This window comes from Syntrophorhabdaceae bacterium (genome assembly GCA_028713955.1).
Taxonomy (GTDB): Bacteria; Desulfobacterota; Syntrophorhabdia; order Syntrophorhabdales; family Syntrophorhabdaceae; genus UBA5609.
Genome location: JAQTNJ010000080.1, coordinates 1 through 12798, shown reverse-complemented (window position 1 = coordinate 12798; position 12798 = coordinate 1). Strand labels below are relative to the sequence as shown.

General features: G+C 48.3%; 15 protein-coding genes. 5 read left to right on the top strand and 10 right to left on the bottom strand.

The genetic code is table 11. The features are described from left to right. Nucleotides 1-237 precede the first annotated feature (237 nt). The 4 genes from PHU49_08525 to PHU49_08510 all read right to left on the bottom strand — a co-directional run bounded on the left by PHU49_08525 (nucleotide 238) and on the right by PHU49_08510 (nucleotide 3400). On the bottom strand, nucleotides 238-471 hold the full coding sequence (locus tag PHU49_08525; GenBank protein MDD5244048.1) for a hypothetical protein: 234 nt from the start codon (nucleotides 469-471) through the stop codon (nucleotides 238-240). Between the two features lie 49 nt (nucleotides 472-520). Further along, nucleotides 521-1504: a hypothetical protein gene (locus tag PHU49_08520; protein ID MDD5244047.1), complete on the bottom strand. Its 984-nt coding sequence runs from the start codon at nucleotides 1502-1504 to the stop codon at nucleotides 521-523. 166 nt (nucleotides 1505-1670) lie between these two features. Continuing rightward, on the bottom strand, nucleotides 1671-2270 hold the full coding sequence (locus tag PHU49_08515; protein MDD5244046.1) for a PIN domain-containing protein: 600 nt from the start codon (nucleotides 2268-2270) through the stop codon (nucleotides 1671-1673). Nucleotides 2271-2338: 68 nt separating this feature from the next. Beyond that, nucleotides 2339-3400 carry a DUF933 domain-containing protein gene (locus PHU49_08510; protein ID MDD5244045.1) on the bottom strand — a complete coding sequence of 354 codons (1062 nt, stop codon included), beginning with the start codon at nucleotides 3398-3400 and terminating at the stop codon, nucleotides 2339-2341. A gap of 142 nt (nucleotides 3401-3542) precedes the next feature. Here PHU49_08510 and PHU49_08505 point away from each other — a divergent pair, with 142 nt between their 5' ends. Then, complete coding sequence (locus PHU49_08505; GenBank protein ID MDD5244044.1) at nucleotides 3543-4580, top strand: dienelactone hydrolase family protein; 1038 nt, start codon at nucleotides 3543-3545, stop codon at nucleotides 4578-4580. 105 nt (nucleotides 4581-4685) lie between these two features. Here the strand turns inward: PHU49_08505 and PHU49_08500 are convergent, their stop codons facing one another. Then, nucleotides 4686-5564, bottom strand: coding sequence for a hypothetical protein (locus tag PHU49_08500; protein MDD5244043.1), 879 nt, complete (start codon nucleotides 5562-5564; stop codon nucleotides 4686-4688). A gap of 478 nt (nucleotides 5565-6042) precedes the next feature. Between PHU49_08500 and PHU49_08495 the strand changes: the two genes are divergently transcribed. Next, nucleotides 6043-6393: a GYD domain-containing protein gene (locus tag PHU49_08495; protein MDD5244042.1), complete on the top strand. Its 351-nt coding sequence runs from the start codon at nucleotides 6043-6045 to the stop codon at nucleotides 6391-6393. Between the two features lie 145 nt (nucleotides 6394-6538). On the opposite strand, the gene PHU49_08490 is transcribed toward PHU49_08495, so the two are convergent. From PHU49_08490 to PHU49_08480, 3 genes are all read right to left on the bottom strand, one after another. Continuing rightward, nucleotides 6539-6733, bottom strand: a complete 195-nt coding sequence (locus PHU49_08490) for a hypothetical protein (GenBank protein MDD5244041.1) — start codon at nucleotides 6731-6733, stop codon at nucleotides 6539-6541. Nucleotides 6734-6985: 252 nt separating this feature from the next. Beyond that, entirely contained in the window at nucleotides 6986-7201 is a 216-nt protein-coding gene (locus tag PHU49_08485) for a transcriptional coactivator p15/PC4 family protein (GenBank protein ID MDD5244040.1), read from the bottom strand. Nucleotides 7202-7224: 23 nt separating this feature from the next. Continuing rightward, complete coding sequence (locus tag PHU49_08480) at nucleotides 7225-7749, bottom strand: hypothetical protein (protein ID MDD5244039.1); 525 nt, start codon at nucleotides 7747-7749, stop codon at nucleotides 7225-7227. A 293-nt stretch (nucleotides 7750-8042) separates the two neighbouring features. Here PHU49_08480 and PHU49_08475 point away from each other — a divergent pair, with 293 nt between their 5' ends. After that, complete coding sequence (locus tag PHU49_08475; protein MDD5244038.1) at nucleotides 8043-9071, top strand: DUF4325 domain-containing protein; 1029 nt, start codon at nucleotides 8043-8045, stop codon at nucleotides 9069-9071. A gap of 18 nt (nucleotides 9072-9089) precedes the next feature. After that, nucleotides 9090-9629, top strand: coding sequence for a hypothetical protein (locus PHU49_08470; protein MDD5244037.1), 540 nt, complete (start codon nucleotides 9090-9092; stop codon nucleotides 9627-9629). Between the two features lie 119 nt (nucleotides 9630-9748). Here the strand turns inward: PHU49_08470 and PHU49_08465 are convergent, their stop codons facing one another. Beyond that, nucleotides 9749-10819, bottom strand: coding sequence for a tartrate dehydrogenase (locus PHU49_08465; protein ID MDD5244036.1), 1071 nt, complete (start codon nucleotides 10817-10819; stop codon nucleotides 9749-9751). A gap of 38 nt (nucleotides 10820-10857) precedes the next feature. Continuing rightward, on the bottom strand, nucleotides 10858-11961 hold the full coding sequence (locus PHU49_08460; protein ID MDD5244035.1) for a phospholipase A: 1104 nt from the start codon (nucleotides 11959-11961) through the stop codon (nucleotides 10858-10860). Nucleotides 11962-12077: 116 nt separating this feature from the next. On the opposite strand from PHU49_08460, the gene PHU49_08455 reads away from it, so the two are divergent. Continuing rightward, on the top strand, nucleotides 12078-12641 hold the full coding sequence (locus tag PHU49_08455) for a DUF4126 domain-containing protein (GenBank protein ID MDD5244034.1): 564 nt from the start codon (nucleotides 12078-12080) through the stop codon (nucleotides 12639-12641). Nucleotides 12642-12798: the final 157 nt, after the last annotated feature.

Below are 12798 nucleotides of genomic sequence, written 5' to 3'. Positions count from 1 at the left end.
TCGATCTGTTGGGGATGAAAGGTACCCGTCAGTACATTGAGAAATCCATAAAACCGGTTGTTATCCAACCCAACCTTAAAGATTATCTTGGCGAGGCAGCCGGCGTTGAAAGCGTAAGCGATCTCGCCGATTGACTTGATACAAGGGGGGGCGCATGCTCCCCCCCCTTTTTTTTGCATAAGCACGAAATTCTAATATCTAAATTCGAAATAATATCAAAATTCAAATATCGAACTTTCAAAACGTATTGTCATCGCGAGGAGCGAAGCGACGTGGCGATCTCAAAGATGGGATTGCCACGCCCTGCGGGCTCGCAATGACAAAACGCCGCGCTTCGCTCGCAATGACACAGTTATTTTGTTCAACTGTTTTGATATTTGAACATTGGAACATTTGGATTTGTTTAGGATTTAGATATTCGTGCTTCGGATTTAGCCATGCATTTTGATATTCGAATTTAGGATTTGCCATGAGCTGCCTTTTTCATCGAGTATCAAGCATTCCAGTATCGAGTATCGAGTTATGCGCTCCGTAAGACCTCTGCTATCTCATCCACCAGCGGCTTCGATCCCACATATAGTGCCGTTCTCTGGTGGTGTTTTTCGGGCTGGATGTCGAGTATCGGGATGCCTTTCTCGTTCACGGCATCTCCGCCGGCCTCGCAGCACATGAATGCCACAACCGCCGCCTCATACATGAGCCGGAGTTTTCCGTCAGGCCGGTTCTTTTTCGGGTTCGGGTGGTTGATGATAGCAGGATACATGAACATGCCGCCATTGGAGAGGATCCGGTGAAAGTCTCCAGCCAGGGCGCCGAGATACCTGAAGGCATATTTCTGTTCGTTCTCCTGTATCCATTTCTGGACCTTTTCAGAGTACGTATTCCGGTTCGCGGAGTTGAATGATAACTCCCAGCTTTTTTTATCCTCCGGAAGTACCATCGGTACGGGCTTGACGTAGTTCATGGTTTCATCGATATGGAACCTCCATGTCCCGGCATCTTTCAGGGCAATGGTAAAGGTGCCGGTGGGGATGACGAACATCCCTGCGGCTATATAATCCCTGCCCGCCCTCAGATGGTAGTCCTCCGGACCTTCGAGGTTCCGCTTTGCGATACCGAAGAGGAAACCGACCGGCAGACCATGTGAAACGTTTGACGAACCGTCGAGGGGATCAAAATAAATAAAATATCTGCCGCCGTCTTCGTTGAGGGTTATTATTTCATCCGCTTCCTCGCTGACAGCGCTTATCACCCTCTCCGTTGTCTTGAGGTAGTGTATGGCAATCTCATGCGCTATCTGATCCATGCGCATCACATCCTCGCCCTGTACATTGATCAGATTGGCAAAGCCGAGATTCCCCTTCAGCGCACCCGTCAGGTAATAATGCTGGATGTGTTTTGCCGCGCTTATCAGCGCATCCATAAGGATCAGGAAGTGGTAGGTCCGGTTGTATTTTTCCTGATGACGAAGAAGAAAGTTAATAAAGGTCTGTTCAAATTGCATCCTGTCCTCCCCGTATGTTATTGAATGGTATTTGCATATTTACTATAAGAAATCATCTGGCCGAAGTCAATTGGAATCATCTTTGAATAACGAATGTGCGGGACGCTGCAATACTGTCTACGCTGCAATACTGTATGTGACTGTATCTAAGATGGTTTACCGTGAGTTAATGTTGTGAATCCAGGATATATTTCAGTCGGTTATTCGTCTGGGTCAATAGGCCTTTAATGAACATCTCTTCAATGATTGAATCGATCTCACCGGCATTTGCCCTGTCCCGTAATAATGATTCAACATGTTTCTTCAATGTTCCCCTCGTTCGCGGACGTTTCTGATTATCTATCTTATTGAGATTGGCAACGATGTAGTCGGTAAATTTTGATGAGGGCGGTAGTTTTTTACTGTCAGATAGTTCGGCAAGGTTTGCAATCCTTTTTGTTTGTATGCCGGTATCACTGATGTACTTTATCAAAGAATCATACCCGCTGTCTTTTGAAAGTATTATCAATGAAATATCCTTTTCCGATCTTTCGCTCAAACGTCCCAGTTCAAAGGCTATGTGGAAATCAAGGTTGTTCTTGCCGTCACCCGCTATCTTAAGCCATTTGATCCGGTTACCCATGGTCTGGGCCTTCTCAACAAGGTGGAAAGGTATCTTGTTTTGTGATTTGCCGACAAAGACTATGATCTCCGTGTCGGCAGTATCAATAGGTTCAAAATCCAGTTTTTGAATATTTTCGAAATCGATGAGTATGACCCGCCTCATTGGCTCCTCTTTGCCTTTATGATACCTGTTTTATACGATTTACACAAGGAAAAGTATCGGCAGGCAGTTTAGTTCCCTGCCCTGATGGTGAGGATGTCGCCGTCCCGGACGATATACGTCTTTCCTTCAAGACGCCAGAGGCCGGCCTTTTTGCAGCCCGCAAAGCCGTTGTGTTCAATGAATGCGTCATAGGCAACGGTCTCTGCGCGGATAAACTTGTCATAGAAATTACTGTGGATCGTGCCGGCAGCATCCTGGGCGCTCATACCGTCCTGTATCGGCCATGCGCGGCACTCATCTTCTCCAACGGTAAGAAAGGAGATAAGCCCGAGGGTCTTTGAGGAAAGCTGTATGATTGTGCTGCGGATCGTTTCGGTAATGCCATACTCCGCCATAAGGCCGGAACGTTCGTCCGGCGCGACCAGGGTCAGTTCAGCCTCAAGCTTTGCGCATGCAGCCACGGCAGGGACGTTGTCGGGCAGCGCCAGCTTTATCGCCTGCATGGCGCCTTCCATCTCCCGGCCCATTTCTTCGGCATAGTTTATTACGACCATTATCGGCTTCTCTGACAAGAACTGAAAACTGCGAAGCATTTTGCCGGTCTCTTTCATCGTGTGGATGGTGCTGAGAGGTTTTCCTTCGTTCAGGTGGGAAAGGCACTCCTCCAGAAGGGCCTTTTCCTGCTGCAGGAGAGGGTTATCCTTTTTTCCATTCTGATTTGCGATCCGCTCAAGGCGTTTCTCTATCTGGGCCATGTCGGCAAGGATAAATTCGGTATTAAGCGTGTGATAATCTCCGACAGGGTCAACGGGATAGCCGTTGTCAAAGCAGCGCAAAACAAGGAGGAAGGCATCGCTGAATCGCAGCTGGTGAAGCATCTTGGGGTTCATCGTCTCGTTTTTGGCATCGCCTTCCCGTATGGCAGCGGTGTCGGCTGCCTCTATCCGTGCATATACAGTTTTTCTTGGCTTGAATATCTTTGTAAGAGTGTCGAGCCGTTCATCAGGAACATCGATCGTCGTAATAGAGCCGGGATTAACAGCGTTCTGGCTGTTCATGTCAATTCCGCTGAGTGCCCGGAAGAGCGTTGTCTTTCCGCAGCAGGCATTACCGATAATTGAAATCAACATCCTCAACTCCTTTTAGAAAAGGGGATAAAACGATATGATACAATACAACTTTTTCCTGAGAATATCAAGGAAAAGCCATAAAAAACATTGCAAAGTAGTTGAAATTGCGGGACAATGGAGATAGATGAAAGAGGAGAGATAAATGAAACGTATCGATCGTACAGGGTTGGTCCTGAAGGCAGTGTGTATATCGTTTTTTCTTGTCTGTGCTATCCGGCCATTGTTTGTTGTGGGCGTTGAACCTGTTGCAACCGGCGCACGGGAAAAGATTGAGTTCGAATCAGAAAGTTATACGAACCTGCCTGACATGCTGAAAGGCAGAGCACCGTCAACAGTTACAATCACCGCGACACTCTCCTTTCCGAATGAAGTGAAGGAGAAATATCCGGCTATCGTCCTGATCCACAGCATTACTGGTTTTTCAGAACCCTGTGAGGGCTGGTATGCTGAAGCCTTTTCCAGGGCAGGTTTTGCAGTCCTGACAATGGAGAGTGCCCGGTCGCGCGGGATCCGCGATGCAGCCTTAACAGGAGGCTGGAACCTTTTTGGCCCAATGACAGCGGATGCATACCACGCGTTAAACCTCCTGGCACAACATCCCAGGATAGATGCCCAACACATCGCTATTGCAGGGATCTCCATAGGCGGCGATATCGCTCATATTACCGCCTTTGAGCCGCTGCGGGCTTCCCGTGTTAAAGGTGGCATCCGTTTTGCCGCCCACGTATCTTTTTATCCAATGCTCACCTGGGGTATTGAGGCAGGCAGCGATTCCTACACGGGATCGCCGATACTGGTCCTGATGGGCGATAAGGATGATTGCGGTCCGCCTTCAAAGCTCCAGTTGTATCTGGATTATACAAAGCATGCAGGATCTCCGGCGCCGATTGAGACTATCATATACCCGGAAACATATCATGGGTGGGGAAATTCATGGTACACACCGGCATCATACAAGGCAAACCTTGCAAACACCGTGAAGTGCCCCCTGGTTTTACTGGCGCCAAAATCGCCCAACGGGTTAACGCTGCTTGGCGCCAAGGGTATATTGCCGTACAATCAGGACAGGTGGAATGCGTGTATGGCAGCGGCAAAGGGCTACCATATAGGTTTTGATGAGAATATACGTAACCGGTCTTTAACGGATGTCGTTTCCTTCCTGAAAAAAGCAATGAAGTAAATTAAGCAAAAGGCAGGCTGAGGTTAAGGCTAAGGTTAAGCAAACTCCGGTTTTTCTCAACCTCAACCTCAACCTTAGCCTTAACCTGATTCTTTTCGCTGACGGCTATTTAAAGCTTACCGTTACCTCCACCGGACCCTTTGGATCTAAACCGGTATACCTGGCCTTGAGGGTCATGCCCGGCTTTGCAGGTATCATCTTTGTTATCGAACCGAGGGAGAGGATGTCGCCTTTCTTTAATTTTTTTCCTTCGGCAGCCACCGAATCCTTGATCCAGAGGACTACGGCCAGTGGGTCGCCGAGGAGGGCGGCCCCTTTCCCTTCGCTGACGACCGCGCCTTTTTCATCGACGACCTGAAGGGTAAAATTCTTCAGCCGCTCTGCCCATTCCGGCGTTGCCTCCAGCGGGATGGGATCGCCGAGGACACCGTAACGGGAGCCGACGTTGATGGCAACGAGGACAGGACCGTTGAATTTGACACCCTTGCCGCAGACCATGTCAGGCAGCTCTATGAAAGGTATTACCGCATCGAGGTGCTTCAGCGCTTCCACGCCGGTCTTCGCCTGGTTTATCCCCTCGTCCTTGACCCTCACAACGAGGTCGCCTTCCGTCATCGGGACAGTACCGAAATTTGCGGGAACAACGGCCCCGTTCTTGAGCATCATCTTCGCAAGCAGCGTACCCCGCACAGGCTGGTTGACGCCGAAGACCTTTTGCACCTGGGGATTGGTAAGACCTGCCTTGTAGCCGGCCAGTTCCCCGAATTCCTTGCTGATGAGCGCAACGAACCGTTCCTGTACTTTTGCCGCCTGCTCCATCGTCATGTTTGCATCGATCTCGGTGACAGGCGTCTTTTTGAGATATTGTTCTGCAAGCTGTGAGGCAAAGTCAGCGGCCTGGACATACGAGAACCCCGTAAGAAGGGTTATTGCAAGCATTGCGGTAGCCAATACTACAGACCTCATTGCCGTAAAATGTTTCATTTTTTCCCCCTTGTTTTTGATTTTAACTGTAATTACAGACGATTTTTGCATGGCATTGCATATTTGTCAATGCAAGGTTCTATTGAATGGGGCTTGCGTCGCCCCCTCCAGCAGCAGAGCTGCCGGAGCCTCCCCACTCTCGCTCACGATGTTCGCTACAGAATATTATAGGTCCAATAGGTCCTATAAGACCTATATTCTTCTTTTCGCTTTCCACTCTCCGCTCTCTGCTCCATGCTCTCTGCTGCCTTATACCGGGGCTTGCGTCGCCCCCTCTGTAAACCAGCAGTCAGCAGTCAGCATACAGCAGTCAGCTAAAACAAAAAAGGCTTTAAGCTGATAGCTGATAGCTAAACCAGTCGTCAGTGGCATTGTACTCTCTGCCCTCAGCTCTTCGCTCTCCGCTGCTTTTTGAACATGTTGACAATGGATCTTTTTACGCTATACTTTTAGGGTAAAGAATAAAAAGGAGGGATTAATGCAAATTTACATTATGCTGAGCAAGCTTACCAACGAAGGGAGAGAAACGGTCAAAAACAACCCTGAACGCATCAAGGAAGTGGATCAAGAGATTGAACAAATGGGAGCAAAGGTCCTTGCTCAGTACGCATTATTGGGATTATATGACTTTCTCAGCGTCCTGGAAGCACCGGATAATGAGACAATCGCCAAGGTTTCCATTGAACTTGGCTCAAGGGGGACCGTGCAAATCCATACCTTCGCCGCCACCCCTATCTTTGAATATATAGAAAAGATGGAAGGAGATGCTCCGGGACAATATCCCGGGGAACAGAGTCTTCCTGAAGAATACGAAGAGAAGATGTACTAAATAAAAAAGCAGTTATCAGCAGTTAGCCATGAGCGATCAGCCAGGAACCCGGTCTATTTGATTCGTTTAGTGTATTTCGTCTGTCAGGTCTTAACGTTGAACAAGTTTTGTCTTCCACCCAACATCATACGTCTCAATTCATACATTATTCCGCAGGGAGGTCATGTTCGCCTTCATCAACACCCTCGGTCCCTTCCGTAATCTCCGGCTCTGCGGGATCGGCGTCGTCTTCCCTGACCTTTGGCCTCAAACGGCGCTCCCGCTTTTCTTTCTGTTTCTCAAGGCGGGCTATCTCTTTTTGTCTCTTTTTATGTCCAAAAAATCCGCTATGTTTTGCCAACTTTGCCTCCTCTCAGTTTCTGGGGCTCACGTCGCCCCCTCCAGCAGCAAAGCTGCCGGAGCCACCCCTTCTCGCTCGTGAACTCGCTATAAACTATTTCTGGGGCTCACGTCGCCCCCTCCAGCAGCAAAGCTGCCGGAGCCACCCCTTCTCGCTCGTGAACTCGCTATAAAATACTATAGGTCCAATAGACCATATAAGACTTATGTTCTGCTCTCAGCCCTCAGCCCTCCGCTGCTTTCCTCCTGGGGCTCACGCTGCCGGCAATCTTTTTTGCGCCTCCCGTAAAAGCCCTATGAGGGTTTCTATCGTTTCCGGCGGCAGAGCAATACCTTCCTGAGTGGGGACTAACTCCCCATCGTTAATGATATTATAGGCTCGTACATCAATAACCTTGGCCCCTTTATTCTCCTCTATCGTTACCAGCAGTCTTTGTTTCCCGTTTCTTGTGATTTTTCCTATTAACACAGATCCTCCCCGTATTGTTTGTTTCATGTTGTTCCAATACTGTATGTTCTGGCATACTCTTCATTATCACCCAATATCACTCTTTTAAAACCGGCCTTCCTGAGATGAGCGAAGAAGTTAGTTTCATGTAAAATTCTCTCAATTGATGTCTCACGCAGCAACGGACACACCAATCGCATAGATGTTTTATCCGGGCCGCTTAGTTCTATGTTGACGAGTATGCCTCTGTTCAGGTAATACTGTTCCAATTCATCCGTTAATATTTCACGCTGCTTTATCATGAGGTGATTCGTGATGCCAATACACACAATCTCTATCTTCCGTTCTCTCAAATGTACTTCGTTCATGAGTCCCCTGACCGCAACATATGCAGGTGATTCCGGTCTGATTGCCTCAAGATGTTTTTTTGCGTCGCTCACTCTGCCCCAAACCGCTTTCATCAGATTCGTATCAGGTTTATAACCATCAGCAAGGGCTTTTTTGGCCTCATCTAAATGTGCGGTGGCGGCCATGCAGGAAAAAGGTTCTTTGGCACCTTTAAACGACATATATCCTCCTTATTACTGCTGTTCCAACGATACTCTGAGGCTATTCTCTTTCTGATGCTTAGGCAGGTAAAATTATCAAACAATTCATTATACCACATGCCGCTTCTTAATACTATACATAAAATGAGAACGCTTCTGAGAGATGTGAATGCGTTATGATGTCACGGGCCGCTGGTCACAGGTGTCGGGTTTGGTTCGCGAAGCTGTTTTTTTGGACCTCATAACTGCCCTGGTTGACAATAAAGTATTTTATGGGTTGACAATATGGTTGACAATAGTTGTATAATGATCATATGGTCACGAAAAAAAATCTGCTTAAATACCTCAAAGCCAGGCAACTTGCCTCAGGACGGGAGCTTGCCGAGGCCTTCGGGATATCAAGACAGGCAATCAATAAGCACCTGAAGGGTCTTATCGAAAATGGCAAGGTATGTAAAGAAGGCACCACGAAGGGAACGGTTTACACAATACACAGCACGACAGATAAAAAAGATGTGTCACAGAAGTTTAAGAAGCGATATGTCCTGGAGGGTCTCGAGGAACATGTTGTATTCAATGAATGTGAGTCAAACCTGCAATTGAGGAAAAACATCTCCCATAATGTCTTTGATATTGTCCGGTATGCGTTTACCGAGATGATTGATAACGCTATCGAACACTCAGAGTCAAAACTTGGCGATATCGAATTTTTTCTGAATGCGTATAACTGTGGTTTCAAGATTAAAGATTACGGCATAGGGATATTCTATTCCGTTTTCAAAAAGTTGAGCCTCCCCGATGAATCGGCTGCCGTGGGCGAGCTCCTGAAGGGGAAAACAACAACAATGAAAGAAAGACACACCGGTGAAGGTGTATTTTTTACCTCAAAATCGGGAGATCATATCATCTTCCAGTCACACAGGGCAGAACTTGTTTTTGATAACAAGGTAAAAGATGTGTTCATGGCGGCGCGAAGGTTCACCAAAGGCACGGAGGTGTCTTTCCGTATCAGCCGCAACTCGAAAAGAAAACTCGGGGACATCTTTAATCTCTACGCGCCGGCAGAGTACGAGCACCGCTTTGAAAAAACAAGGGTCTTCGTTGCATTGTACCACAAAGAGCTCGTGTCGCGTTCCGAGGCAAGACGGATACTGAACGGTCTCGATAAATTCAGAGAGATCATCATAGACTTTCTTGGTGTCCGCTCCATAGGCCAGGGTTTTGCCGATGAGATATTCAGGGTCTTCAGGAAAGTACATCCGGATATTGCTATCAGTGTAGAGAATCTCAACCCTTCGCTGCGGCCGATCATTCGCCATGTAGTTGAAAAAGTGGTTCTATAATACATTGTAAGAGGTGCAGTGCGTCAACCCTGTTTTACACAGACAAATGATCCTGATATCCTGAAAATGAAGCGGGGCAGCGGGTGCCTGTCGGTCTCCGGTTTACCGTTCCTGCTCGCAGGACTTTTCGTACTCCAGATCCCCTCTGGTTTTATTCCCGTGGAGATTGAAGAAGGCCCCATTATCCTCGCCCTGATAATGCCGTTGGGTCTTGTCTTTACGATTGCAGGTGCTGCCCTCGTGTTTGTAAGGAACGGGATCACGGTCAATCGACGGAGCCGCACAATAACACAATGGTGGGGTCTTTTTGTCCCCATGAAAAGGACTGAACATAGCCTTGATGCATTCGAATGTGTCTGTCTGGATCTTCATGCCGGGGATAGAGATTCCGGCGATGTCTGCGTAATAAACCTTATTGGTTCCGGACATTCCGCCCCGTTCTACATCCCATCTCCCGATGACTATGAATCCGCCCACCGGACAGCGGAACAACTGTCTCACTTTTTAGATATACCCCTTAAAAACATAGCAGCAGAAAAGCCGGAAGATAATAATTGAAAGTATATCGTATATCGTAGTTCGTATATCGAAATGCAAAAAGAGCTGTTCGGTGTAAGATGATGAACTGGAAGTTACGATATACTATATACGAAATACGATATACTATTTCCCATAAGCTACGGGCTGCCTTTGAGAATATATTCTGTTACCGCTTTTCCTACCTCTTCCGTAGTCGAACTCCCGCCGAGATCAGGCGTTCGTACCTTACCTTCTCCCAGTATCGCTTCGATGGCGACCTCGATCGCCTTCGCTGCTTCTGGGTAACCGAGATGTCCGAGCATCATGGCGCCTGACCATATCTGCCCGATCGGATTTGCGATACCTTTCCCTGCAATATCAGGGGCAGAACCGTGAACAGGCTCGAACATGGACGGGCATTCTTTCTCGGGATTCAGGTTTCCCGATGGCGCTATCCCGAGGCTTCCCGCAAGTGCAGGGGTCAGGTCTGACAGGATATCGCCGAAAAGATTGCTGCCGACGAGGACGTCAAATCGTTCAGGACGGAGTACAAGCGCTGCGGTAAGCCCATCGATGTGATACTGGTCAGCTTTAACCCGGGGATACTCTTTTGAGATATCCTGGAAGATCTCGTCCCAGTATGGCATGGTAAAGACGATGCCGTTTGATTTTGTTGCTGACGTGAGATGTCTCTTCGGCCTTTTCGCTGCCAGCTCAAAGGCAAACCGTATTACCCTTTCAACACCTTTACGGGTAAAGATCGATGCCTGAACAACCATCTCCTGTTCAGTCCCCGCATACATCCTGCCTCCGATATTGGAATACTCTCCCTCGTTATTTTCCCTTACCACGCACAGGTCTATGTCGTTCGGTTTCTTATCCCTGAGTGGGCTCTCTATGCCTTTGAGCAACCGCACCGGCCTCAGGTTGATATACTGACGAAATGTCCTGCGTATAGGGATGAGAAGGCCCCAGAGCGATACATGGTCCGGTACTTCCGGATGTCCGACAGCGCCAAGGTAGATTGCCTCAAACCCCTTAAGTATATCCAGCCCGTCCGGGGGCATCATCTGGCCATGCGAAGCATAGTATTCGCAGCCCCATGGAAAATATTCCCACTGGAACCGGATACCGAAACGCTTTCCTGCAGCATCAAGTGCGCGGATACCCTCAGGTACCACCTCTTTACCAATACCATCACCTGGGATGATCGCTATCCTGTGCATCATTTATAACCCTCCTTTGCATATTTATCATGCCTGAAATTTTAATACCAGTCCGTAAGCATGATACCGAACCCTATCCGGTTTACGTTGGCGTTGTAATCGAGCAGGCTTTCCCCGTAACCATTGAAATACTGGATATACCCGCTGATCCGTTCGTTGTGGATGAAAGGGAAGGGGAAGCTCCAGTCGAGCTGTACGGCGCCCCTGTTATCACCGGGTCTGAGATTGTTGCGCCACATGGCGGCGAACCTGTGCTTATCAAGATAATAGTATCCCCATATCTCACCGTAGCCAAGATACCTGTCAATATCCGGGTTGTCGTCATCCTGTGCATTTTCAGGTATCCTGTACCATGTTTTCAGGAGGAGATTGAAATTGTTCCGCTCAAATCCAAAGTTTGCGACAATCCGGTTCCAGCTTCTCGAAAGCGGCTTTGCGCGACCGTTAGACTGATGATTGATGCCCAGGTTGATAACGCGCCCCTTCAACCCAAGAAGGTCATAATTCATGCGGAAATTCAGAAGGACCTCCGGTTCATAATTGGTTTCGCGGAAGGGCGAAGAAAATGTGGAGTTATAAAGCTGCCAGAAAGAAAGCTGTGTATAGGCAAACCACAGGTCCACATCTTTACCCACGATGTCTTCCCAGAGTTTTACCTTGAAGCTGAGTTGAAACTTTGCCTCATTATTCTGTGCCCTTGCGTGGGAATCAACGTCAAGGCCTTGATCCTTGTTTGGTGATGAATTGTAGGCGACGGGCAGGAAGTAATTCGGCCGGTGCGCCCTGATCACGGGAGCATTTTCCCGGCTTGCGGCATCCAGTTCCCATTGCCTGGACATGACCGACGGGGTCGCCTGTTCCCCGTCGCCCGGTCGAACCCCTGTCGCGGTATCTGTCTGCCGTGACGTGTTGTCCTCTGCGGGCAACAGGGTTATCGGCTTCATTGAGGATTTTCTTCCGGCCAGGTCATCGAAACATTTCAATCGCTCGATATCGTTTTTTATTGCAGCGCATTGAGCGATGCGGTCGGTAATACCGGCAATCACAAAACCGGGAAAAAGAACAAAAAGAACGAGAATGGTCATCCACAGAAGGTTTTTTTGCAGACCGGCAAGCTGATGAGCCCTGTATTGTACAGTATTCATGATCCCCTCCGATTGTCAGAAAATAATCCGGTTCCAGGGGAAAATCAAGCGCAAAGTCGGATAAAAATTGTTGTAAAATAGTAAAAATTGCTTGAAAATTGAGAAGCGGAGGCATATTGGAGACATTGTTTGGAATAATGACCGGCATCGGACTGAGCGCAGCATGCGGTTTCAGGATCTTCGTTCCACTGCTTGTCATGAACCTTGCTGTGCTCTCCGGGCATCTACACGTGACACCTGGTTTTGAGTGGATCGGAGGTTATTCTGCGACAATGACATTCGGAACTGCAACGGTCCTTGAGATACTCGCCTATTATATCCCCTGGCTTGATAACCTACTGGATGCCATCGCCTCACCTGTTTCGATTATTGCAGGTACCGTTGCAGCAGCATCTGTAATCGTCGATATGCCCCCACATCTAAAATGGATATTAGCGATTATTGCCGGCGGCGGGATCGCGGGTTTTGTTCATGGTGCCACCGGCGCCATCCGCGCGAAATCATCATTGCTGACCGGGGGACTGGGCAATCCCCTGATCGCGACGCTTGAGCTGGCAGGAGCAGTCATCGTAGCGGTCTCCGCAATTGTTATACCTGTACTGTGTCTTGTGTTTGTTGTCATTTTTGGCATCCTTGCAATATACAAGGCCGGTCGTTTCTTCTTCGGGAAAAGGGTGTAACAAAAGGTTACGTCGTCAATACGGTTCTGCGGACCCCGCATCAGGGAGTGAAAAAAATCAGCCGCAGGGAGGTTATTCAGTCCCTGCGGCTGACGACGATAAAACCGGTTGAAGGTAAATAAGGTTTTACTTTTTTAATGGAAAGTTCGCCGGATCA